General features: G+C 62.6%; 20 protein-coding genes. 10 read left to right on the top strand and 10 right to left on the bottom strand.

The window, feature by feature from the left end; translation table 11 throughout:
- The first annotated feature begins 1 nt into the window (after position 1).
- The gene (locus HSR122_RS01555) at positions 2–715 is read left to right on the top strand and encodes a DICT sensory domain-containing protein (RefSeq protein WP_229110937.1); all 714 of its coding nucleotides are present in this window, start codon (positions 2–4) and stop codon (positions 713–715) included.
- A 37-nt stretch (positions 716–752) separates the two neighbouring features.
- On the opposite strand, the gene HSR122_RS01550 is transcribed toward HSR122_RS01555, so the two are convergent.
- On the bottom strand, positions 753–1,994 hold the full coding sequence (locus tag HSR122_RS01550) for an RNA-guided endonuclease InsQ/TnpB family protein (RefSeq protein ID WP_229112167.1): 1,242 nt from the start codon (positions 1,992–1,994) through the stop codon (positions 753–755).
- 264 nt (positions 1,995–2,258) lie between these two features.
- Between HSR122_RS01550 and HSR122_RS14975 the strand changes: the two genes are divergently transcribed.
- Positions 2,259–2,531, top strand: a complete 273-nt coding sequence (locus tag HSR122_RS14975; protein ID WP_394355537.1) for a HalOD1 output domain-containing protein — start codon at positions 2,259–2,261, stop codon at positions 2,529–2,531.
- Here HSR122_RS14975 and HSR122_RS01545 read toward each other — a convergent pair.
- Together HSR122_RS01545 and HSR122_RS01540 are read right to left on the bottom strand one after the other, a co-directional pair.
- Entirely contained in the window at positions 2,470–3,612 is a 1,143-nt protein-coding gene (locus HSR122_RS01545; protein ID WP_229110936.1) for a sugar-transfer associated ATP-grasp domain-containing protein, read from the bottom strand. The genes HSR122_RS14975 and HSR122_RS01545 overlap by 62 nt on opposite strands.
- Positions 3,613–3,782: 170 nt before the next feature.
- Positions 3,783–4,898: an antibiotic ABC transporter permease gene (locus HSR122_RS01540; protein WP_229110935.1), complete on the bottom strand. Its 1,116-nt coding sequence runs from the start codon at positions 4,896–4,898 to the stop codon at positions 3,783–3,785.
- Positions 4,899–5,199: 301 nt separating this feature from the next.
- Here HSR122_RS01540 and HSR122_RS01535 point away from each other — a divergent pair, with 301 nt between their 5' ends.
- A complete protein-coding gene (locus tag HSR122_RS01535) occupies positions 5,200–6,477 on the top strand; it encodes a carboxylate--amine ligase (protein ID WP_229110934.1) in 1,278 nt (425 codons plus the stop codon).
- A gap of 13 nt (positions 6,478–6,490) precedes the next feature.
- Here HSR122_RS01535 and HSR122_RS01530 read toward each other — a convergent pair whose 3' ends face one another.
- Together HSR122_RS01530 and HSR122_RS01525 are read right to left on the bottom strand one after the other, a co-directional pair.
- The gene (locus tag HSR122_RS01530; protein ID WP_229110933.1) at positions 6,491–7,501 is read right to left on the bottom strand and encodes a lipid II:glycine glycyltransferase FemX; all 1,011 of its coding nucleotides are present in this window, start codon (positions 7,499–7,501) and stop codon (positions 6,491–6,493) included.
- Entirely contained in the window at positions 7,498–9,132 is a 1,635-nt protein-coding gene (locus tag HSR122_RS01525; protein ID WP_229110932.1) for an alkaline phosphatase family protein, read from the bottom strand. The genes HSR122_RS01530 and HSR122_RS01525 overlap by 4 nt, the downstream gene beginning before the upstream one ends.
- Before the next feature lie 124 nt (positions 9,133–9,256).
- Here HSR122_RS01525 and HSR122_RS01520 point away from each other — a divergent pair, with 124 nt between their 5' ends.
- Both HSR122_RS01520 and HSR122_RS01515 read left to right on the top strand, forming a co-directional pair.
- The gene (locus tag HSR122_RS01520; RefSeq protein WP_229110931.1) at positions 9,257–10,471 is read left to right on the top strand and encodes a hypothetical protein; all 1,215 of its coding nucleotides are present in this window, start codon (positions 9,257–9,259) and stop codon (positions 10,469–10,471) included.
- 238 nt (positions 10,472–10,709) lie between these two features.
- Positions 10,710–11,744 carry a GNAT family N-acetyltransferase gene (locus HSR122_RS01515; RefSeq protein WP_229110930.1) on the top strand — a complete coding sequence of 345 codons (1,035 nt, stop codon included), beginning with the start codon at positions 10,710–10,712 and terminating at the stop codon, positions 11,742–11,744.
- Between the two features lie 83 nt (positions 11,745–11,827).
- On the opposite strand, the gene HSR122_RS01510 is transcribed toward HSR122_RS01515, so the two are convergent.
- Positions 11,828–13,048: an antibiotic ABC transporter permease gene (locus tag HSR122_RS01510; protein ID WP_229110929.1), complete on the bottom strand. Its 1,221-nt coding sequence runs from the start codon at positions 13,046–13,048 to the stop codon at positions 11,828–11,830.
- A gap of 464 nt (positions 13,049–13,512) precedes the next feature.
- Between HSR122_RS01510 and HSR122_RS01505 the strand changes: the two genes are divergently transcribed.
- On the top strand, positions 13,513–14,142 hold the full coding sequence (locus tag HSR122_RS01505) for a DUF7344 domain-containing protein (RefSeq protein WP_229110928.1): 630 nt from the start codon (positions 13,513–13,515) through the stop codon (positions 14,140–14,142).
- Positions 14,143–14,158: 16 nt separating this feature from the next.
- On the opposite strand, the gene HSR122_RS01500 is transcribed toward HSR122_RS01505, so the two are convergent.
- A complete protein-coding gene (locus tag HSR122_RS01500; protein WP_229110927.1) occupies positions 14,159–15,946 on the bottom strand; it encodes an asparagine synthase-related protein in 1,788 nt (595 codons plus the stop codon).
- 111 nt (positions 15,947–16,057) lie between these two features.
- Here HSR122_RS01500 and HSR122_RS01495 point away from each other — a divergent pair, with 111 nt between their 5' ends.
- Positions 16,058–17,272 carry a prenyltransferase/squalene oxidase repeat-containing protein gene (locus tag HSR122_RS01495; protein WP_229110926.1) on the top strand — a complete coding sequence of 405 codons (1,215 nt, stop codon included), beginning with the start codon at positions 16,058–16,060 and terminating at the stop codon, positions 17,270–17,272.
- A gap of 94 nt (positions 17,273–17,366) precedes the next feature.
- Here HSR122_RS01495 and HSR122_RS01490 read toward each other — a convergent pair whose 3' ends face one another.
- Genes HSR122_RS01490 through HSR122_RS01480 form a run of 3 tightly spaced genes read right to left on the bottom strand, consistent with a single transcriptional unit; the run spans position 17,367 to position 19,985 of the window.
- The gene (locus HSR122_RS01490; protein ID WP_229110925.1) at positions 17,367–17,576 is read right to left on the bottom strand and encodes a DUF1328 domain-containing protein; all 210 of its coding nucleotides are present in this window, start codon (positions 17,574–17,576) and stop codon (positions 17,367–17,369) included.
- Between the two features lie 40 nt (positions 17,577–17,616).
- Positions 17,617–18,861: a carboxylate--amine ligase gene (locus HSR122_RS01485; protein WP_229110924.1), complete on the bottom strand. Its 1,245-nt coding sequence runs from the start codon at positions 18,859–18,861 to the stop codon at positions 17,617–17,619.
- A complete protein-coding gene (locus tag HSR122_RS01480; protein WP_229110923.1) occupies positions 18,858–19,985 on the bottom strand; it encodes a sugar-transfer associated ATP-grasp domain-containing protein in 1,128 nt (375 codons plus the stop codon). Before HSR122_RS01480 ends, HSR122_RS01485 begins: the two co-directional genes overlap by 4 nt.
- Positions 19,986–20,098: 113 nt before the next feature.
- Here HSR122_RS01480 and HSR122_RS01475 point away from each other — a divergent pair, with 113 nt between their 5' ends.
- From HSR122_RS01475 to HSR122_RS01465, 3 genes are all read left to right on the top strand, one after another.
- Positions 20,099–21,040, top strand: coding sequence for an alkaline phosphatase family protein (locus HSR122_RS01475; protein ID WP_229110922.1), 942 nt, complete (start codon positions 20,099–20,101; stop codon positions 21,038–21,040).
- Positions 21,041–21,579: 539 nt separating this feature from the next.
- The gene (gene glmS, locus HSR122_RS01470; protein ID WP_229110921.1) at positions 21,580–23,391 is read left to right on the top strand and encodes a glutamine--fructose-6-phosphate transaminase (isomerizing); all 1,812 of its coding nucleotides are present in this window, start codon (positions 21,580–21,582) and stop codon (positions 23,389–23,391) included.
- A 54-nt stretch (positions 23,392–23,445) separates the two neighbouring features.
- Positions 23,446–24,045 (top strand): DUF5789 family protein, encoded by a 600-nt coding sequence (locus HSR122_RS01465; RefSeq protein ID WP_229110920.1) that lies wholly within the window; start codon positions 23,446–23,448, stop codon positions 24,043–24,045.
- Positions 24,046–24,064 lie beyond the last annotated feature (19 nt).

The raw sequence follows: 24,064 nt of genomic DNA, 5'->3' as shown, positions 1-24,064 counted from the left end.
GATGTTCGAATCGTACTTCCAGGAGTTGCAATCCACTGAGTACCGGCTTACGGTTTATCGAAGCGGTGGGCCAACCGACATCGAGGAGTGGTTCGACGCACACGGCGTCACCGTCGAACACCGCCACCTGCCTCCGGGCGGTCCGGACCCGTTCGTCGTCCTCGAGGCGGACGGCGAGTTCGTGGGATCACTGGGAGTCACGGCACTCGAAGGGTTGCTCGAACCGCCGCTCGTCCGGCCGACCGAGCGCGAGGAAGTCGCGGCGGGCTACAGCGCTGTCTTCGATCTGATCGACGACACGCTGGTCAGAGGAATGACTCGACGCGAACTGCTCGCGGTCAGTCGGGAGATCGAAGACCGCGCCTATCGCGTCGGACGCGGGACGCTCCGGGTGAGCTTCCAGGCGCTCTCGACGTTCGAGTCCCAGGCCGACGTGTATCGAACGCTCGCGACCGACACGGACCTCGACATTCATATCTACGGCGTCGCCGACTGGAAGCCACCGGAGATCCAGGGAGTGACCTACCACGGCCAGCCGGCCGAGGGGATCGATCGTCACTGGGTCCTCGCGTTCGACGGCGGTACTGACGAGATGCAGGCCTGTGGACTGCTCGCACGGGAGCAAGCGGACGGGTACGACGGGGTCTGGACCAACGACCCCGAGCAGGTTGCGGAAATCGCGACGACCCTCGCCGAGAGTGGCACCGACAATTGAATGTTCCCCGCGCACGGTGGCGCGGGGAATCCTGCTCTCACGAGGACAGGCTTCCTGTTTCGACGACGTGACTTGCAGACACTTCATGGATGTCATCCGTGTCCGTAGCGGTCACGGTCTCCACAGGCGTTGATTCGGGCCATCCCAGCCCTAGTGCAGCAAACCCCCGTTTGAGGACGTTCATCGCAGCATTCGCATCCCGATCCGTCTCGAATCCACAACTCGGACAGGAGTGGTCCCTGACCCAGATCGGCTTCGCCGTCTCCACACCACATCGAGCGCACTCTTTCGTTGTCCCCTTGGGTTCGACCTGCACGACGTGACACCCGTACAGGTCGGCCTTGTATTCGAGGAGTTGAATGAATTGTCGCCATGCCGCATCTTGCTTGTTCCGAGCATTGTGCGACTGCTCCAACATCTCCGTGACGTCTAAGTCCTCGACAAACACCGCGTCGTACTCGCGGACGAGACACGTCGTTATTTTGTGCTGGTAGTCCAGCACTTTGCGCCGGATGTGACGCTTGACTTTGGCGACCTGCTTCCGTTGGTTCTCCCAGTTGTTCGACCCGTGTTCTTTCCGCGAGAGGTTCCGTTGCTCGCGCCGGAGTCGCTCGTATTCGTCTTCGAGGTCGAGCCACTCCACAGTCGTCCCGTCCGAGGTATGGATGTATTTCTGGATGCCAAGGTCGATCCCCACGCTGTTGCTCGCGTCCAGCGAATCCACGTCGGGCTTCTCGGGCAGAACGGCATCATCGGTTTCCAGCCCGAAAGAGACGAACCACTCGCCGGTCGTCTCCTTCTTGAACGTGACTTCGTTGATCGTGGCGTGGTCAGGGATTGGACGTGAGTATCGGATTTTCACCCACCCGATCTTGCTGAAGCGGACGTAGGCGTCCGTGTCGTGGCCCCTCTTTTCATCGAGGTCGAAACCAGACTGGTTGTACGTCACGCTCCGGTACTCACTGGGCGCTTGGCGTGTGAGCCGACCGACGTCGTACCCCTTCTCTTTGAGTTTGCGCAGGATGGTGAGATTGTGGTAGAAGCGTGCGACGGTGGCTTGGGCGGCTTTCGAGTGCAATTCAGCAAATATCGGCCACCGCTGTTTCCACTCGGGGAGGTTGTTGTTCTGGTCGTACTCGCTGGGCTTGTCGTCCGCTGGGCTGTTCTCGTACTCCCAGCGGACGTGGTTGTAGAGTTGGCGATGCACATCGAGATGGTGTTCCAGCCGCTCCGCTACCTCGTCTGTCGGGTAGGCGCGGTAGCGGTGACTGTATTCCATCGCTGTCTGCTGATTAGCGATATATCGACTTAATGGTTTGTATCCTGGTGTGACGGCTTCATCCCTGACCACGGTGGGTCGGGGTATTCGCCTCGATATGTATATAAACAGGATCGATTCTTCCCCCGACGCGGTCGTGACGACGTCACCCGAGCGGAGTCTCCGTGCCCGCAAGTACCCTTGTGATCTCGGCGACGGAGAGCATTTCTCACTTATCAGGAATTCTGAAGGGAGCTTTTATCATTTACCGAGTTACAGAATCCTATGCGAGAACCTGACCTCGTTGAACCTATAACCCATAATATTGTAAACTCCGTTGCTAAAACAAAGGGTATTTCACCGAAGGAACTCGAGCCGCTGGCGAACGTCATCGATCCAGATGCACTCGAGGCGCTGTTCGGGTCTCCATCGGATCAGAGGCGAGAATTCCGGTTCGAATACGAGGGTTGCACCGTCTTCGTAACCAGCAGCGAGGTCAGGGTGCGGGAGCAGCTTGGTACTGGACCTCGGGCAAGTACCGCGAGACAACTCGAGTAACGTCTGGATCCGCCAGCAAGGGGCGATGGGCCTGTAGAACATCGAGATGCGTCCCGGTGTTGGCCTCGATAATTGTCGGCTCACCCGACTCTGACAGCAGGACATCCCAGCCAATAATCGGGATGTTCGTATTGTCGCGGGCAATCTCTTCGACGGTAGTCCTGATCCGGTCCCAATGCGGAATCGAGACACCCACGATTCGCTCACCGGTATTCGGGTGGTTCTCGAACCGGGACACGGATCCTCCGAACGGATACTGGACTGCTTGCCCGAGTACACCGGTCTCGACGTCGAGGTTCGCCGCGATACCACCCGCACCGAAGTTGTCCACGGGGCGAGATGAATCGGTTCCGATCCGCTGACAGGCCGCGGGCACGTACAGGTCGTCGGTTTCGTCGTCCCAGACAGTGAGGATCCGGATCGTGTTGGGCGAATCAGGATACAGCTCGGCCGCGTAGTCGTGCTGGTCGACGTACGCAGACACCAGATAGCTCGAGAGTGGTTCGAGTTGCTCGCAGAGTTCGGCTTCGTCGACCGGTTCTCCGTCGATGCGGTACCCGTCCGTATCGTGACTGCAGACGATCACCTGATTGCCGCCCTCTCCACGGAGTTGTTTGAGTACGAGTCGGGATTCGGCCTCAAGTGTCTCCGGAAGCCAGTCTTCGATCGCGACCGCATCGGCGTCGAGTTCGGTTCCTGCGACACCGTGAACGTATCCACGGTCGAGAAGTCCGTGTGCCGTCGGCCGACTGTCCGGATAGTCGGCCAGCATCCAGTGCTGGCTGAGCTTATCGTCTACGAGGTAGCGGTGATCACCGTTCGCACGGGCGTACAGACGGAACGCCTGGAGATGACTGAGGTACTTCTCCGGATCGGTGTTCTCTAGATCGTAGAGCTGGATATTCGGGCTGAGAAACCCCTGTCTCCACAGGGGCAGGCGGCGACGAACCGGGACGTCCATCCAGTCCGTCCAGGTATTAATCTCCTGTTCGACGAACCACTTCGCATCAAGCAGTTTGTTGTCCAAGACCACCCTCCCCGCTCTGAGATAGAGTGATTTGACTGCCTCGTGGGCGTTCATACCCTTACGATGGGAGAAATGAGGGCAAAACTATGCACTGATTACCGGCCTGGTCCGGGTGTGTCATACTGGTGGCTATACGTTCGTGACGATATCTGGTACGACGGCGTGTCAGATCATTTCGAAATGGTATCGCCACCAGTATCAGTCCGAGCAGAAGTGAACCGGAATCAAGCCCCGGTGCGGTCGCCTTGACCGTCTGTATATGCGTCAAGATATTCGCTAATCGCGAAGGCCATCCAAGCCTGACACCACCGCATCAGTGTCACGCGCCGCGTGAAAAACCGCTCCTTTCGGTAGTAGAACTGCCCGTCACCGACATAGAGATTCTCGAAGACCCACTGGAGGATCCGCCGCGCGAACGCCAGATCACCGGCGTAGGTGAACACGAGCACGCCCTGCGTACTCGCGTGGATATCTCTGGGAAACGTCGAGCGCTCGTCGAAGTTCGGCGCTCCGTTGTCCGCGAACAGTTCCCCACGGAAGAAGGCAAGCGCGTCGTCCAGCGTGTCGTCGTACCGACCGTCCTCGACGACGTCTCGATAGCGCTGGTAGGACTCGATGATGAACCCGTTGTGGTGGGTATCCATCGAGAGATGCGAAGAGTCCGGTGGATCGCGATATTTCCAGCCACCCCGGTCAGTCTGCAGATCCTCGATGTGGTCAAGTAGTTCTCGTGCCCGATCGAGATCGGCCGGGTTCTCGAAGTGGTCATACAGATCCAGAAAGAGCCGTGCACAGAGTGCGCCGGCGTTGATCGTGTAGTACTCCTGTGGGTGTTTGGTGTGGTAGTCGATCACCGCGCCGCGACCGGATTCGGCCGGACGATAGTCCAGATCGTCCAGAACGAAATCCCTGGCACTCTCGGCGACCTCGGGATAGGAAGCGTCGAATTCGCCTGCGCGAACCAGCGCCTCCACCCCGAAAGACGTGTTCACGATATCAGGTTCGCCCGGTTCGCCCAACCCGTCAAGATGCTGGATCGGATGGGGATAGCTCGCACAGTACCCGCTATAGCCCTGTGTCCGGTTTTCGACCAGCCACTCCGCAAGTGTGCGTGCCTCCTCACCGTAGTCGACCCCCAGTCGGCGTCCGCGTTCACCTGCTTCGATCCGATCCAGAGTCTGGTTGGCCATCGCGAACAACGCATGGCCCTGGTAGTTGGGCCGCTGTGTGACGCCCAGTAGTGGACGGATGTTCACCGGAAAGCGTTTCGCAGTCTCCTGAAACGCGATATTCAGCCACTTCGAGTCGACAGGGATCGCGCGTCTGAGGCGACTGTCCATCCCGTCACCGTAGTCCCAGCCGGTGTAGTCTCTGGCACGCGAGTACGCAAGCGTGGCCTCTAGTCGATCAGTGAGAAACGATACATCCGGTACTGTATCTCTGTTTTGGGATACGTATCGATCCTCATATGAGTTTCTCGTCATGTGTTTGTTAGCCATCAATCACATCCACGTTCCATAGCGACGGCAGTAAGTATGCACTTGCTACAGTTGTGAGTTGTCGCATGCATTCCCCGTAGGAGGGGGTCGCATTGGAGTATGACGTGTATACTGAATAGTGACTCGGCGGAAGCATTGACGTATGACCGAGTCGTCCGTTCGGGGTGGAGCTGTTCTCATTCCGACTGGCAAAGAACTGAAAAGTTACGCCATCATGCGCTCGCTGCATCGTCGTGGGATAGACACTGTCGTCGCGTCGCCCCGGGAACGGATCCCGCATTTCGCCTCTCGGTACTGTTCGGAAGCGGTACTGCTACCTGCATCGCCGAACGACCTGCTCGCGTACAAGGATTCGCTACTGGAGTTGGCTCGCCGTCCCGACATCGCTACCGCCTATCCTGTTCGTGAGTGTGACGCCTACGTCTTCGCCAAGTTCCGTGCGGAGTTCGAAGAGCACATTTCTCTCGTCACACCCTCGCTGGACGTCCTCGAAAGCGGTCACGACCGACACCGACTCGCGGAGACTGCGGCTCAAGTCGGAGTCCCTCATGCCGACACGCGACTCCTTTCGGAGGTTGACTCGTGGGATCGAGACGTCATCGTCAAATCACGGTACAACATTCTCACTGGGGATTACGTTGAGGATTTCCCGGCGGGATCACTTCAGGAAGTCAAACACGTCCGATCAGTGCCGGCTGGAGCACGCCCCGATGTGGACGAACTTCGCGAGGAGATGCATCACGACCCAATCGTTCAGGATTTCATCCCACAGGAGCGAAAGCACCTCTACACTGCGCTGTGGGATCACGGCGAACCGCTGGCGACGTACCAGCACCGACAGATACGGCAGAACTCCTGGGTTGGCGGCGGCGGAGTCTACCGGAAGTCCGTACACTCACAGGCAGTCGATGACGCCGCGCGGACGCTCCTGGAACAGCTCGACTGGCACGGATACGCCTGTATCGAGTACGTCAAAGACGCAGAGACCGGTGAGTGGAAGTTCCTGGAGATCAACCCGCGTGTCTGGCAGTCGATGCCAGAGGCAGTTCGGGCCGGGGCGGACTTCCCGTACTACTACTACCAGCGAGCGATGGGGCGCGGGGAGGAAATCGAGAATCAGTACGAGCCCGGAGTAGCCTGTCACATCGCGTACGGGGAACTGGCCCATCTGGCAAGCCTCTGGCGCGATGAGTCGCCCTTCATCGAACGGCCGTCGACCGCCGGAACCCTCTGGAATATGATCACCTCGACGATCCGCCATCCTCGGTTCGACTACATTCGGCTGGACGATCCACGGCTATTTCTCAGTGGTGTCCGGGAGACACTGGCTTCCGGGGTGACTCCGAGCCGGAACTTCCAGAACGAAGAGAACCATCCAGAGGGAATGGATCGACCCGCAAATGTCGATGAACGCGTCTGATAGCGTGCCGCAATTACTTCCGGTGTTTGTACATCCGTGCTGCAAGTGAGCCGAGCAGTGAGGCCTGTTCGACCTCGTAAAACGGTGTCAGTATCGGACCGAATTTCGACTTGTAGCGATTGATACGGGGGAAGTTCGCGCCGACGAGATCGTACGTCGTGCAGCCGATCTCCCGTCCGGCGCGCATCACGTCCCAGTCCAGCACGTCGTTGATAGGGAAGTCACTGTCAACGTCGGGTTTGACACCACCCTGCCAGCGGGCGATGGTGTCGTCGAACGCCACGGCCAGGATGCCGCCGACGAACGACCCGTCGAGATGGCAGGTGAATGGGCGAATCGTTCCGTCGGGTGTTTGCTCGTACAGCTCCCGGACGAACGAGGGCGTCACGTCGTAGGGAACGTCCTGGGCCGCATAGCGCGAGCGGACCTGCTCGACGATCCGGTCGATCGCTTCCGGGCCACGCTCGTCGACGTCGTAGTCGGTCGCCGCGGCGTCCCTGATGTTGGTGCGGGCGTCCCGACTGAACCGATCGAGGAGGTCCGACTCCGGGCCGGTGATGTCGACGTGGTAGGTGTAAGTCGGGGACACCGTGCAGTCGTTCCAGGTGAACGGGCGGACGTCCGGGTATCCCGGCGTGGTCCGGACGTGGATGTAGCTGGGACCGATGCGCTCGTCGACCCACTCCAGAACGCCGTCGATGAACGCCCGCTGGCGCCGCTCGGTCTTTCGCTGCGTGAGTTTGTCCATGTTGAGCAGCCCGGGACCGAGATAGACGATCCGGAGCCCCGGTGGCGGGGAGAAGACTGCTGTTATCGGCCCGTAACGCCGTTCGAATACCGGGAAGATACCCACGGGCTCCTGGCCCTTGTGTCCGATCAGCCGGTGGACAGTGCTGTCGGCGTGTCTCGCGATGACTGCCAGCGCCTCCCACTGGTGCATCGCGTCGGTGTAGCGGGCCCGTTCGACGAGGGTGTTCCACTCTGCAGGCGTCATGTCGTCCGCGCTCGTGATATCGATGGTCATTCTATGTAGCCCAGATCTGTCAGGCGTTGCTCGACGGTCGCGTCGTCGGTCGTGGTCCGCGTGGTCCGCTGTGGGTCGGGATAGTCCTGCCGGCCGACCCCTTCGACGATCCGCAGCACCGTCCCGTCCATCCGTCGGTCGGCCGGGACACCGAACGTCGCGAGGACGGTCGGCGCGATATCGAGCAGCGTCGCTCCCTCGAGGGACCTGTCCGCGTCGATCACTTCGCCCCGGGCGGCAACTAGACCGTCCAGCTTGTGGTTCCAGGGTTCGGTCGGCCGGCCGAACACCGAGCCCCGGATCTCCGCCGAGAGGAAGTGCTCGAATCCCGCCGGGACGAGGACGATGTCGGCTGCCCGCTCTATCTGTGGCCCTTCGAACACCGCTTCCCGCGGCAGAACCGCCTCGAACAGAGAGTCCCCGTCGGGGGCCTCGACCTCGCGCAGCGCCGCGATCAGTTCGGCCCGGACAGTCTCGTACTCCGAGGGCGGGACGACGCCGTCCGGCTCGCGCCCGGCGAGATTGAGGCGGATCCCGCACTCGGTTCTGGAGCGCATGTACGCGGCCGAGTTCGGGAAGTCGACCCGCTCTGAGCCGGATCTGATCACGCTCGTCGGTACCGCGCGAGCAACTGTCTCCGCGAGGCCGACGCGCTCGAGGGCGTGACCGATCCGCTGACTCGTGAGTCCGAGGCGAGCGGCCGTACTGACTGCGGCTGTCAGTGCGCTGTCCCGCAGCGCCGCCACCTGCTCCCGGCGCGGCGGATCCGCCGCGCCCCCGCCGGTTTTCAGCTCGCTGTCACGCACCGTCGACCAGGTCGGCATCCCGTCACCGCCTGCAACGGTCCGAACGTCCCCGCGCCCGGCGAGGAAGTCGTTGGCGCGGAACTCGACGCCCGCGAGCGGTCCCATCCCGTGGTCGCTGACGACGAAGACGGTGTCCGGATCGCAGGCGTCCAGCACCAGCTGTATTTCGGTGTCGACCGCACGGTAGATCGCCTCGATGGCCTCCCAGTCGTCCGGCCGATCGTGAAAGACCGTGTCCGTCGCCTGAAACTGCAGGAAGCCGAAGTCCGGGTCGAACCGATCGGCGAGGTAGCGAAACGCCGCGCCCCGGGAGGAGACGGCGGCGGTGTATCCGTGCTCGCCCCCGGACTCGTCGGGATAGATCCGATAGGAACCGATCGCGTCTTCCAGTTCATCGAAGAGACCGACCGGATGACACGTCGGGGATTCCGGAGCCATATACCCGGGCACCAGCGCGCCGTCGAACGCGGTCGGCGGATGTGTCACCGGGACGTTTACGACGACGCTACTGAACCCGTGACGGTCGAGCAACTCCCAGATCGGGCGTTCTCGGCAGTGGGTGGCGTTGACGACGTCCCACTCGTATCCATCGAAGGACAGGAAGTCGAAGATTCCGTGTTTGCCCGGATTCATCCCCGTATAGAGGGAGGGCCACGCGCTGGGTGTCCAGGGAGGCACCTGTGACCGCAGGGGGGCGTCGACACCGGTCTCGAATATCGAACGAAGCGTCGGGACCGCGTCCTCGGGGAGTCTATCGAGAACGCTGTGACACGCGGCGTCGAGACCAAAGACGACTGTCCGCACGCCGCCATCCCGAGTATCCATAGCTGAAGACGACCGCACGCGGCTATTGTTATGGCTATTCTTACGAAACACCCCATAGAAACAACAGAATGGGGCCGCGGATAACGACTGTATACTAATACGCGGATACGGCTTGTATGTCACCATGGTAGGCAGGCAAATCGGTTCGCTGACCAGACGAACCGTTCTGGGCGCGACCGGCACACTGATGCTTGGCGGGACCGCCTTCGGGGCGAGCCGGGTCGGGGACGAATCGAGAACGTTCGTGCTCGAGCAGGGCGAGGAGTGCCTCCCGATCACGCCCCTGCGCGGAGACGAAACGGCCGAGAACCTGTACGACTGGCGAAAGGCACAGACCCAGTACAGCTCTGCCGGCACGACCGACCTCCAGCGTGACGATACGAGTATCCTCTTCCTGTATCGAGACCCGCAGGGCGAGCACTATCTCGTCGTCGTTCACGACAGATACGACACTGACCGTTCCGGGAGTCAGGACGGCGGTGGTTCGGCCACGTTCCGGTTCAGCGGCCCGGATTCGGGACAGTGGGTCGTCACCGACGACCTGTACTCGGGCTCGGCGAACTACGACAGGTGGGCGCTCGATCAGGATCCCCAGCAGATCGACTGGACCTGGGACGACTTCCGGACCGACGGCGGCGTGTACGGTCCGCTGGGCGATTCCTTCGAGGTGACGATCGATCCGGCGTTCAACGAGGACGCTGCGCTGTTCGACCAGCACTACGAGGGTCGGATCACCGACTGGCAGGTGCTCTCGGGGGACCGGTCGGACCCCGATCGGACCTCGATATCGATGGACGAGCCGATCCGGATCCACACGGGTCGCTGCGAGGACGAGCCACAGTCGGGTCGACTCGACGTCAGGATCCCGCAGGGCCGCGTTAACCCACGCAGTCGCGGACTACTCGCTGTCGATCTCTACTCGACCGACACGCATCCGGTCGAGGACGTCGATCACGGAACCATCCGCACGCATAGCGGTGTTCGGCCCGTCAAGATACGCCGCCAGTCAGACCGGGACGGGGTCGTCAGGCTGTTCTTCCGGATGTCGGACGTAGACCTCACGGGCGAGGAAACCGCGACGATCCGGCTCGAAGCCGAGACCGCTGTCGGCACCCACGGGACCGGATCGGCGACCGTCCGACTGGTTCCTCGGCCGCGAGGGGGGCGGGACGAAGCAGACCGGGATCGTTCGGGCCATCGCGAAGACGATGGCGGTGACTCGAAGGACAACGACGATGACGAACAGCGAGGGCCCCCGGACCACGCGGATACGAACGGTCGAAACGGTGACGACGGCCGCGGAGGCCCGCCCGAAGGGCCTGGCCGACGCGGTCCCTGATGGTGTCCGTTGTATGTCCGTACCAGGTCGGTCGTGGGATCGTTCAGCCCCATCGGCGATGCAGACCGCTGTGACTGTCTGCAGGGACGACAGCCACGGCATCGTCGTCGGCGTTGCGAGCCCAGCGCATTCCATCGACTGTACTCGTGTGAGCGACGTCGGCACTCCTAACTGTCGACTGCCCGCACGGAGTGACAGCCAGCAGTATCACACACAGCCGATACCACGGGACTAGGCCATGGAAATCAAACGAGTTACGCTGGACGAGTGGGGACAACTGCTTCCAGCATCCGGGTTCGAGGTGTTTCACACTCCGGAAGCGCTATCAGTTCTCGATGCCCACACGAGCGGCGACTTACAGTTGCTCGGCGGTTTCAAAGGGACGTCTCCGGTCGCCCTGTTGCCGGTGTTCGTCCGTGAGCTGTCGGTCGGTCGGGTCATTTTCTCCCCGCCGCCGGGGATGGGCGTGCCGCGTCTCGGGCCGATCGTCATGCCCAACAGCCCCAAGCGGAGCAAGCAGGAAGCGGTCACACGCGCGTTCGTCGAGGGCGTGATCGAGGAACTCGACGCGAACGACGCGCTGTCGCTGCTCAGAATGCGGTGTAGTCTGTCGTTCACTGATCCGCGCCCCTTCCACTGGGAGGACTTCCACGTAGAACCGGCGTTCACGTATCTCGTCGACGTCGACAAGCCTGATATCGAGACGGTCCTTGAGTCGTTCAGCCGGAGCCGCCGCCGGGAGTTTCGGCGGGCGGCCGAGACGGAACTCACGGTGACACGAGAGGGCATGGAGGCCGCCGAACGGATCGTGGATCACGTCGGGGGTCGGTACGACGAGCGCGACGACATCGGACAGGTCGCGTGGCCGTACGTCCGGGACCTGCTCGATGCACTCCCGGATCGTTCGAGAGTCTACGTCGCCCGAAATCCCGCGGGAGAGTACCTCAGCGGAATTATCACGCTCGCCTCGGACGACAGGGTGTACTTCTGGCAGGGGGGCATCGGTGAAAGCTACGAAACAACCGACGACGGTGACGGTGTCACCGTCAGCGTAAACTCGCTGGTACACCGGACGATCATCGAGGACGTCCTGACGGACCCGGAGTTCTCGAACGTCGACTACTACGACCTTGTCGGGGCGAACACCCGTCGACTGTGCGCGTACAAATCGAAGTTCGGGGGTCAGCTATCCCCGTACTACGTCGTCGAATCGTCGGGCATGCGTACGACACTCGCGAAAGCGGGCTACCGGTTTCTGACCCGCCACCGGTAGGTATCGGAATGAGCGTACCAATCTATGGCGGGAAGCTGCCGTCCGTCACCCGGTCGGAGTGGGCATTCCTCCAATCGGCTGCGCTACTCTCTGGACTGGCAGGACGCGAGCGGCAACTGCCGGCGTCGCTGTAGCGGTTCCTGGCTGCTGACACGGAAGTGTTCTGCGAGCGCGTAGGCCATCCAGGCCTGACACCACCGCATCAGGGTGATCCGCTGTGTGTAGAAGCGATGCTTCCGGAAGTAGTACCGCCCATCACCGACGTAGAGGTTGTCGAGGACCCACTGAATGACGGTCCGCGCCCTGTCGAACTCCCCGGCGTATGTGAACACGAGAATTCCCTGGGTAGCTGCGTGGATGTCCCGCGGGTACGCTGCGGACTCGTCGAAGCGCGGCGCGCCGTCGCTTTCGAACAGCGACCGATAGAACGACAGCGCCCGCTCGAGCGTGTCCGTGTAGCGAGAGTCGTCAGCGACCTCGGCGTATCGCTGGAAGGACTCGATGACGAATCCGTTGTGGTGCGAGTCCATCGAGAGATGGGACGCATCGGCCGGGTCACGATAGTACCATCCGCCGCTGTCGGTCTGCAGTCCGGCGATGTGATCCAGCAGGGCCGTCGCCCGGTCGAGATACGTCTCGTCGCCGACGACCACGTAGAGGTCCAGAAACAGGCGGGCTCCGAGTGCACCGGCGTTAATCGTGTAGTGATCGCCGTGGTTCAGGTGATAATCGATGATCGCGCCGTCCTCGACCTCACGGTAGTCGAGGTTCTCGACGACGAACCGGGCAGCACTACGGGCCTCCTGTAGATAACGGTCCCCGAGGTCCGCGTTCGAGAGCAGTGCCCGAACGGCGTAGGACGTCGACACCACGTCCGGATCGGTTGGGTCCCCGATTCGTCCGTTGAGATGCTGCAGTCGGTGCTGGTGTCCGCCGCAAAACCCGCTGTAGCCGGGACACTGGTTGTCGAGCAGCCAGTCCAGCAGTCGAATCGTCTCCGCTCGCACGTCGACATCCGTGTGCTCGCCTGCCCTGCTGGTGAGCTGGTAGAGCGTTCGGTTGGCCATCGCGAACAGCGCCGTTCCCTTGAAGTTGCGGCGCTGTTCGACCAGAAACAGCGGCCTGAGGTTGATCGGTGGTCGCTTGACGGTCTCCTGGAACGCGATGTTCAGCCACTTGCTCTCGACAGGGAGTGCCCGCAGGAGTCGACTACTCATGCCGTCCCCGTAGTCCCAGCCCGTGTAGTCGTGGCGACGGCCGTACGCCAGTGTCTTCCGGAGTAATGAGACTACTTCCCGATCCATGAGAGAAGAGTCAGAAGCTGCTGTGTCGATTGCGGTCGCTCGAGCGCGCTGGTCGGTCATCTGTGTGGACGCCCCACGAGACGGACTGCGTACGAGAGGGCAACGGTGTGAGTCATATGGAAGATATCTCGGCCTGGGCTGAATTGGTAATACTCTGATTACCAGCGAAACGGTGCTCTGGACAGGAGGGTATAGTAAAAGCGTTGGGGACCCAACCAATTGGTTCTCGGTAGTATGCCAGAAACGTACTCCTATGAGCGTTGGGACACAGCCGCTCGGTGGTAGTGGGTTGACTAGAGACGGTGGGGAGTGGACTAATAATCCCATACTGGGCATCGATGCAGGGGCACAGCTAACACAGGAGGGACACAATCGCATGATAGCGGAGCGAACGCGCACAACGATCGGCGAATCGAGTCGGAACGAGTCACACACGGGAGAAACGACTCTGCAGAGGGGATTCGATGAGTAGTATTGGTGAGGCTACTAAAGAGGCGCTGGAAGATGCGACATCGCTCTCCGAAACGGAAGAGATCGAAGACGAAACCGTGCTCGAGGAACCAGCCGAGCCGGCGCCTGATCTCTCGGTCGACATCATCTTCGAGGTGCTCAAGAACGAGCGCAGGCGGCGAGTGATCCAGTACCTGCAAGCGAACGAGGGTCCCGCGGAACTCGGGACTGTCGCCGAACACATCGCGGCGCTGGAAAACGACAAGGACGAGTCGGCGATCTCCTACGACGAGCGCAAGCGCGTCTACGTCGGCCTGTATCAGTGCCATCTCCCGAAGATGGACGACATGGGCGTTATCGACTTCAACCGGGCGCGCGGCCGGATGGAACTGACCGACCAGGCGCAGCAGCTCGATCCCTACCTCCAGGGGCCCGTGTCACGCCGCCCGTGGTATCACTACTACGGTGTGATCGTGCTCGGCGGTCTGGGGATGTACGCCGCGGTGCTCGCGCAGCTCGCACCGTCGATACTGACGCCACAGGTGGTACTCGGCGGTGTACTCGCCGCGATGGCCGTGTGTACGGTCTTTCACTCGTTCGACGAAACGTCACAGGACGCCCCGGACCTATCGCTGCAGTCGTGATAGTGGCCGGTATACGTCACTCTCGGTGTCGATCGAAGTGTTGCTGGAGCCAGATCTCGAGCGTCGTGAGTGCGCTGATCGCGTTCATGTCGGCTCCATCGCCCAGCTGTTCCCGGTAGACGGCGACCGCCTCGTCGTCGATAAACGGTCGTTCACCGATGGCGTCGAGGAGATCGTCAATTTTCGTCCGGAACTCCTCGTGGGTGTTGTACCACGTCTCGGTCCTGCTGGTTGCGCTTCCGTAGGTCGGCCTGGACAGCAACTGTGCGATGGCGGTCGCGGTGTAGAACCCGATCACGTGGAGGGGGTACGGCATGGAGGGTTTCAGCCGCGACCGTTCGTAGGGGATCTCCGCGAGATCGGCGTTGAGCGTGCGAATCAGTTGTATCTTCGGCTCGACGAGACCGTAAATGAGTTCCCCGTCCGAAAACGGTAGCGCGCCCATCCGCCAGGAGACGGGGAGTTTCGCGGCTTGCGACAGGAACTCCCCGTCGGCGTAGGGGACGCGCGTTCCGACCTGATTGCGCGCGACGGGATTGCTCGCGTGCGCGAGACGCGGGAAGTAGTTCTGGTAGTGGGCATCGACGATTCCCTCGGTGAGCGTCGGTTCGTCGATCCGGCGGGCTTCCTTGCGGAACGAGCCCAGCGGGTCCACCGACACGGCCAGCAGGTCTTCGACTGCCTCGGCCGACAGGGTCGCCTCGCTCGCGTACATCGACTCGACGAGCGACGACGGTTCAGTCAGGTGGTGTCGGGAGAGATGGTGGCCGGCGAACGACCCTGCGATCCCCTCTAGCATGATGTCCGGGTCGCGATCGTCGATGTTGAACGTGGCGGTGAGGTTGAGCAGCGTGTTCCACTTCAACATCCCGTCAGTGACGGAGACCGCCTTCTCCAGCATCGGGGTGAACTGCTCGACCGTCAGCGGAACCGTCTCGTTGTCGAGGCCGAGTACCTCGGCCGTCTCCGCGGCCAGCCTGAGGTTGACCCCGCCGCCGGGGTTCGCGTCGTAGGTGTACGTCACCAGCGACTCGAGGGTTCCGTCGTCGGCGCGAGCGAGTTCGTTCGCCGTCGCTCGGCTGTCGAGGCCGCCAGACAGCCACAGCCCGACGTCACCTGCCATCGTGTTGACCGTCCGTTCGGCCGAGCGCTGGTAGGCGTTCGTCCACTCGTGGCGGTACTCGTCGGTCGGCTTCGCCGGCCTGTAGTCGGGCTTCCAGTATCGTCGCTCGTCGATCTCCCCCGCTCGATACTCGATGACCGTTGCGGGATGGACTGCGTTGACTCCCTCCAGAAGCGTCGTGTCACTCCACATGTGTCCCATGAGCAGGAGGTCGCTGACGCCCTGGGTATCGATCGCCGCCTCGTCGAGATATCCCAGGAACGGTGCCAGCCTGGACGCGAAGGCGAATCCTCGCTCGGTCGTGTAGTGGGGGATCCGACTGCCGATCTTGTCGGTCGCGAGAATCACTCTGTCGTCGTCGGCGTCCACACAGGCGATCGTAAACGGTCCGTCGAGCGCTCGAAGCGTCGCCTCCGGAGAGCGAAGGAGTCGCTCGAATATCTCCCGGTCGTCCCAGCCCAGCGCGTCACGGTTCGAGACCGCGCCGTCGATCACGCCCGCGACCTGCCCGTCGCTCCAGAAGGTGTATCCGTTGGGGTCTTTCTCACCGTGATGCTGGAGCGCGAGACCGTGCTCGCCGGCCTCGAACCGCTCTGTCTCGTACCACGGCTCCCGTGGCAGTGTCTCGACCATCTGTTTCAGCTGTGCCTGATCGACGGTGCCGCCGACGATTCCGGTCATTGGGAGTACAATACCCGGTCCAGCCAATCAGTATACGCCTGCTACCTGTCGGGACAGGGGTCTATAACGAAGTGTCCGCCGGTGTCACCCACGGTCAGTACGTCGATTCACATGGTTGCCAACCGCCGGTCGCCTGCCGGGCGACAGTGTGCGAGTCCCCCGACGGACAGCACCGCGGCCGCCGGGCTCGCGGCGCTTGAGTACGCCGCCCAACGGGAGTACACGGGCTGGGACTACGCTGACGGCATGAGCAGTCGCCTCCGGCAGGCGCTCCCGTTCGACAACCGGTGGGTGAACCTCGCCTTCCAAGAGACGATCAAGCGCAGTCCCGTCAACGTTCGCCCGCTGTTTCTGGTCGAACAGCGCCGCAACTTCAAGGGAACGGCGCTGTTCGCGCTGGCACACCGGGCGTTCGACCGCACGTCGTTCGAGACTGACTTCGAGCACGCGCGCGAGGCGACTCAACTGGCCGACTGGCTGCTCGACAACCAGTTCCCCGGCTACAGCGGGTTCTGCGGTGGCCATCGCCACGAGAACCAGCACCTCGACCACCGGACGTTGCCGACCGAGCCCGACGTCGTGTCGACCGCCTACGGTGTCAAGGCACTGCTCGCGGTGGCCGAGTACGATCCGGAATACGCGGCCGTCGCACGCACGGCCGAGGCGTTCTTGGTCAAGGACATGCACTACCGCGAGGTCGAAGACGGCGCGAAGATAGATTACTACCCGAAAGACACGGCCGACCACTACACGCTCAACGCCGGCGCGCTCGCTGCCCGGACGTTCGTGGACCTCTACGCGCGCTTCGGCGACGACCCGCTCCGCGAACGGGCACGGAAACTCCTCGATTACGTCGTCGCGCGCCAGACCGACAGCGGCGGGTGGTACTATCGTGATCCGCCCGACGCGTCACATCTCTCGATGGATACCCATCACAACGGCTTCGTCATAGAGTGCCTCCAGCGGTACCGCGAGGTCACGGGTTCACAGCGGTACGACAAGGTGCTCGATCGCGCGGTCGAGTTCTTCCGGAACGCGCTGTTCGAGAGCGACGGTGCGCCGCGCTTCGACGAGTCCGCAGCGTACCCGCGGGACGTCCACGCGGCCGCGCAGGGAATCCTCGTGTTCACCTACGCCGGTGACCTGCAGTTCGCCCGCCGTATCATCGACTGGACGCTGGAGCACCTCCATGCCGGGGACGGACGGTTTTACGTCCAGAAACGCCGCTTCTACACGAAGCGGATCACCCTGATGCGGTGGTGTCAGGCCTGGATGGCCTACGCGCTCGCGGTATACTGTCGGTCGGCAGCAGCCGGTGGCGAATGATCCCTGTCGGTCGACAGCAGCTAGTAGCGAGTGACTCCCTCGACGCGAGCCAGCGCTCGGGAGAGACAGGGCGGCCGAAGCGATATGATCCGCGTCAGAGGACGAACGTGATGATCGCGAGCACGACAAAGAGAATGACGAGCCATTTGGCGATAGTCATACTCAATCCGGCGACCCCGCTCGCGCCGGCGATCCCCGCGATCACCGCCAGGATGAGAAAGAGGATCGCGAGTCCGATGAGATCGCCGCCGAACTGGAGCGGTACGCGTGTGGCTTCGATGAGTGTGACCTGTGTAAATCCCATGTCCGGGTCTTCGACAGCAGGTCGTATAGTTAACAGACCGTTACGACTGGTTCTCGCCAGGGGGCACGCGCTGTCGTATCGACTGTGCGGCCAGATAGACGCCCTGCAGGAGCGCACCGGCGGTCGGAACCGGGTCGTCGAGAGAGACGAACGTGTGACGCGTCGTTCCAAACGAGCGGACGAACGGGACGACTGCCCAGGGGTGACCACTGGCGAGGTGCTCTCCGAGCCACTTGATGTCCTCGTAGAGCAATCGGCGCTGGAGAACGTCGGTCCGGTAGGCCCCGACGTCGATCAGGGGTGACGGATCGAAGCCCCTGAGCAGGAGATAATGGAACCACGGGATGTCCACGCCGCTCTCGACGGCGAACGGGAGCGAGCCCCAGTATCTGCCGTTGACCTCGATGACGTAGAACTCCCCGTCCGGCGTCCGCATGAACTCCACCATGACCGGCCCCGTCCAGTCGAGGCGGTCGAGCACGCGCTCGGTGTACTCGAGCATCGTCGGCTCGCGAATCGCCGCCAGTAGCGCCGAGTTCCCGCCCGAGACGGGGTAGGTCCGGAGTCGCTCCTCTTGGAAGTACGACAGCACGTCACCGCCGTCCGCGAGCGCGACCGTCGTGGTCGTCGTTCCCGGCACGTACTCCTGAACGAGGGGATAGCGCCCCTCCGCGTGGTCTTGTTCGCGACTGAGCCGCTGATAGGTTCGTCGCAGCTCCTCGGGCGAGTGGACGTAGTTCTCGTCACCGACGAGCGTCACCGTATAGCCGGTGTCGTGGAGGTGACTCTTGCAACGGGGCTTGACCAGCGCCGGGTATTCGATCTCGTCCGCGATCGCAGCGACGTCGTTCATATCGGCCGGACTGTACGTCTCCGGCGTCGGCACGTCGATCGAGGCGAGCGCGTCCGCGAGTTTGCCCTTGTCGAACGCCCGGTCGAACGTCTCCCTGTCCTCGACGGCGACAGTCGTCCCCGTCCGCTCGATCCGCTCCTTGTACCGCGAGAGGATGAGCGAGGAGTGATCGGTGGCCGGGATGACGGCGACGTAGTCGGCCCGACGCAGGTGATCGACGAGGTGATCGACGAACGCCATATGGTCCGAGTCGGGATCTGGATAGACGTACGTCTCGTCGCTATGCCGCGAGAGCATCCCCAGCGACCATCGGGAGTGGCCGCCGGCCGTGATGGGCACGTGTTTGCTACCCAGCGAGCGGATCACGCTCATCGCACACTGCGTGTCGCTGTCCAGAACGAGCACGCCGTCGGTGCCGTCACGGGATGTCACGCGAGCCCCCTCCGTTCGGACGAGAGAACGCCGTGATGTCGATAGAACCGGCGCACGCGGTCGTCGACGAGGAGCGGGCCGTGTGCCTGTATGTCCGGGTCGGCCGACTGTGGATCTCCCTCTAATACCGTGATTGACCCCGCGTCGTCCCGGACAACGACGTCCCAGCCCACGTGTGGCCACAGCCGGCCGTACGCCCCGGCGAGTTCGCGGACGGACGCGCTGATCCGGTCCCATCCGGGGACGGTGCAGTCGGCGATTTGGGTCCCAGTCTCGGGGTAGCTGTCGTTCCATCCCTCGACGACCGTGTCACTGTGTGGGTTCGCTACAGCCCTGCTCAGCGTCCCGGTATCGAGATCGATCTCGGCGCTGAGCCCGCCCGCCTCCCAGTTGTCGATGTGTCCACTTGATGGTGTCCCGAACCGATGGACCGCTCTGGCGACGAACGGCTCGCCGGTTTCGGGATCGGTCATCGTGAGAAGCCGGATCGTGTTCGTCGAGTCCGGGGCGATCCGTGCCGCGTACTCGGCCTGATTGACGTGTTCGGTGAGGAGTCGGTCCCGGCCCTCGATCAGGGTCTCGGACAGGGCCGTCCGTTCGATCGGGCGACCGTCGAGACGGAGTTGTCCGTCCAGTCTGTCGATGCGCTGTATCTCGTCACCCCTAGCGGCCTGTATGGGTTTCGCGATGGCCGGGGCGTCCGCGAGTCTCCCGAGGAACTGCTCGAACGAGCCGGCCTCCGGGATCCCCGGGACATCGACGAACGTGCCGTCCATGACGACGCCGTAGATGTCCGGGAGAAGGTGGTCGTGCGTCGGCGAAACGAGCAGGTGAAACAGCAATTTGTTCGCCAGGGCCTCGGTATAGGGGTCGTCGATACCCCTGATCCGGCGGTACTCGACGTCCGACAGGTACTGCGCTACAGTCCCGGGGGTGAGATCCCAGACGGCGTCTTTCGAGGAGAGAAACCCGTGCCGGTAGAGCCACAGCCGACGCCGCCACGTGAGATCGGATTGGTCGACCCCTCGAACCTCGGTCGCGAGGGCCGAGCGGGTCGACTCGAGAAGTGCGCGCAACCCCATTGTCGAGGCGTTGGATCCCGCAGGCGTTGTTATGAGGCCCATTCATCCGCGACGGCGGACTCTCGCGACGGAAGACGGGTACTACTGGATCGATCCGACGGTAGCGAACCTCTTACAACACGGCTGTAACGCAATCTTCGACCGACAGCAACCGCATGATCTCCACACGGCAACTCAAACAGGCGCTCACGTGGGCCATCGAGAGCCCGAACCTCCTCGTGAGAGAGGCGAACCGGCTGTACTACACGCGCGGCTACAGACGCACGTTCAACCACGACGGCATCGACGTCGTCGCCGAGGACTGGGACACGCTGATCGTCCTCGATGCGTGCCGGTACGACCTCTTCGCGGAACGGTCCACGCTCCCAGGAACGCTGCGCGAGCGCGAGTCACGGGCGGCCCACACCTCCGAGTTCATCCGGGGGAACTTCCACGAACGGGACCTGACCGACACCGTCTACGTGACCGCGAGCCCGATCCTCCAGCGGGGATACCCCGAAAGATACAATCCGAAGTTTCACGCCGTGGTCAACGTCTGGCAGGAGGACGGCTGGGACGAGGAGTCGAACTCCGTCCATCCGGAGACGATGGTCGAGTACGCACTCGACGCCGCGGAGCAATACCCGCAGAAACGCCTCGTCGTCCACTTCATGCAACCGCACTACCCGTTTATCGCGTCCGAGACGAAACTAGACAAACAGACCGTGCCCGACCCGACCGAGATCACGACCGACGTCTGGAACGAGATGATGCACAAATCGGCCGACATCGACCCAGAGACGATTGTCGACGCCTACCGGGCGAACTTCGATCTGGTCGTTCCGTACGTCCAGCAACTGCTCGACGAACTGTCGGGAAAGACGGTTGTGACGTCTGACCACGGCAATATGCTCGGCGAGCGGTCCTGGCCGCTGCCGATCCGCGAGTGGGGACATCCCCCCGGCGTGTACACCCCCGAACTCGTCCGCGTCCCCTGGCTCGAGTACGAGTCCGGGCCGCGGCGGACTATCGTCGCCGAACCACCCGAAAGCGACACGGCAGACGTCGAAGACGACGTCGTTCGCGATCGGCTCCGACAGCTCGGCTACGCGGAGTGATACTGCCGGCTATACGTTCGGCGAGATATTCGCCACACAGGAGTGGCGAATCATTTCGAAATGGTATAGCCAGCAGTATGAACGACCCTCATTCTGCGAGCGCGTCACGGATCTCGAGTGATGGTAGACTATGACTGTCTTCGCCACAGGGAACACACACGGCACCGACGACAGCGGCCAGCGACTCCAGTCCGATCCTCGCTGTGACGGGGAGCGGTAACCATCGATTATCGGCGGGCCGGCCGACCTCAGCCCCACAAGCCCGTTCATAACAAAGAGAATATTGAACCGTCTGTCTGTATGCGCCTCAGAGACGCGAATCGTGATCCAATGCGTGTGACCACGACTCGCAGCGCCACTCTCCGAACCCGTATGCAACTTGCGCCCAGCAGTCGCCCGATGCAACGTCCGTCACTGACCGGCTACTCGAAACGGCCGTCGACATTCGGTTCGAACGCTCACTGCCGGCCGCGTCGGGCGATATATCACACTGGTGTGGCGGGGATCCCGTCCGTCGTCACGTCGGAGGTGTCGATCTGATGTGTGGGATCACTGCCCGGGTCGGGAGCGACGACTCGCTCGACCCGCTGCTGACCTCGCTCCAGAACCTCGAATACCGCGGGTACGATTCGGCGGGTATCGCAATCCAGAACGGGACAGGCATCGATATCAACAAGCGTGAAGGTCAGGTTTCGGAACTGCAGTCCGAACTCACCGCGGGTGACGTCGACGGACCGGTCGGTATCGGCCACACGCGCTGGAGTACACACGGCCCGCCGACTGACGACAACGCTCACCCACACACCGGCTGTCACGGGCGGGTCGCGGCCGTTCACAACGGGATCATCGAGAACTACACCGAACTCCGTGAGAGACTGCAGGATCGCGGCCACGAGTTCACCAGCGACACCGACACGGAAGTGATCCCCCACCTCGTCGAGGAGCGACTCGCCGCGGGCCACGATCCCGAATCCGCCTTCCGCGACGCGGTCGATCAGCTCGACGGGAGCTACGCCATCGCGCTGCTGGTCGACGGCGACCCAACAGTGTATGCGACCCGGAACGGCTCGCCGCTGGTGATCGGAGACGGTCAGTCGGCGAACTACCTGGCCAGTGACGTCCCCGCGTTCCTGGAGTTCACCGACCGCGTCGTCTATCTGGAGGACGACGACATCGCTGCGATCACACCCGAGGGGTACCGGATCACCGATCTCGACGGTACCCCCGTTTCCCGTTCGGTCGAGACCGTCGACTGGGATCCCGAAGACGCCGAGAAGGGGAGTTACGACCACTACATGCTCAAGGAGATCAACGAGCAACCGATGGCTCTCCGGCAGACGTTGCACGGGCGGATCGACGGCAGCGACGTCGTGCTCGAGGACTTCCCGCCGGGGTCGTTCGAGGACGTCTCGAACGTCCAGTTCGTCGCCTGTGGAACCTCCTACCACGCGGGGATGTACGGTGAGCGACTGCTCTCGGACTGGGGCATCAACGCCGACACGTTCATCGCCAGCGAGTACGCCGCCTATCCTGCCCCCGTCGACGAGGACACGCTGGTGATCGGTGTCACCCAGTCCGGTGAGACGGCAGACACCCTGGAAGCGCTGCAGCGCGCTCGGGACCGTGGCGCGCGGACGCTCGCGCTGACGAACGTGATTGGATCGACTGCTGCCCGCACGTGTGACGACGCGCTGTTCATCCGTGCCGGGCCCGAGATCGGCGTCGCCGCCACCAAGACGTTCTCCTCACAGGTCGCGACGCTGGTCCTCCTCGGAGAACGGCTCGTTCGGGACGTCACCGGTGAGCCGACCGAGGGCCACGAGCAGCGCCTGCGCGCGCTGGAATCACTCCCGGAGAACGTCGAGTCGGTGATCGAAACCACCGAGGCGAAAGCCGTCAGCCGACGCTGTCTCGGTGACAACGGCCACTTCTTCATCGGCCGCGGGAGCGCCTTCTCGGTCGCCCTGGAGGGTGCCCTGAAATTCAAGGAGATCACCTACGAACACGCCGAAGGATTCGCTGCGGGAGAACTGAAACACGGCCCGCTGGCGCTCGTGACCTCGGAGACGCCGGTCTTCGCCATCGGCACGGGCCAGCACCTGAGCCGCCTCGAGAGCAACGTCCGGGAGATACAGACCCGCGGGGGGCCAGTCATCGTCGTCGGACCGCGCACGGCGTCGCAACTCGCACAGACGGCCGACGAGTTCCTCCCCGTCCCCGCGACACATCCAGATCTGGTCGCTGCGCTCGCGAACGTCCAGCTCCAGCTGATCGCCTACCATGCCGCCAACGAGATGGGGCGCTCCATCGACAAACCGCGCAACCTCGCGAAGAGTGTGACCGTCGAATAGTCGAGACCCGGTGCCAGCCACAGAGTTATCAAACCAGAGACGCTATACATACGAATGGCAGACGACAAAAACGGCAGAGAGAACCAGGCGGATCAGGAGATGCAGAGACAGCGAGAACGAGAGATAGAGGCGGAACTACAGCGCGGGGACGAACCCGAACCCCCGGTCGATACCTCCACCCTCGCCTTCTTCGAGACGGAACTGGACACGGTAGCGTTCCCGGCAACGGGGGCCGAGATCGTCGAGACGGTCGGTGATCGGGAGATCGAAGCCGAGACCGGCGTCTACACCGTCGCCGAACTGCTCCCGGAGACGGACGTCGAGACCTTCGAGTCGCCAGCCGCCGTCCGGACGCGGGTCCAGCGGCCGACGATCGCTTCGGCCATGAAACGGATCGTCGAGGCAGCTGCAGGGATCGAACAGGCGGACTTTCGCACGTCTCAACGGGAGGCCTACGAGCGGACCTTTCTGGAACTGCAGGCGATCGACGCTGTCGACGACGACGAGGGCATCTCTGTGGTCCGGGACTGGGTCGTAGAACAGATCGACAAGAAGGGCAAACTCCCGGGTTCACGCGACGTGCGCCGGCGGGCGGCGAAATACTGCCGGGCGAACGGCTATCAGGTCAGCAACGACGAGTGGCTCGGTGTGTGATCGCAGTTTGCGATCCTCT

The sequence above is a fragment of the Halapricum desulfuricans genome (genome assembly GCF_017094525.1).
Lineage (GTDB): Archaea > Halobacteriota > Halobacteria > Halobacteriales > Haloarculaceae > Halapricum > Halapricum desulfuricans.
Note: the sequence above shows the minus strand (reverse complement) of the source record. Positions and strands in the feature narration are given on the sequence as shown.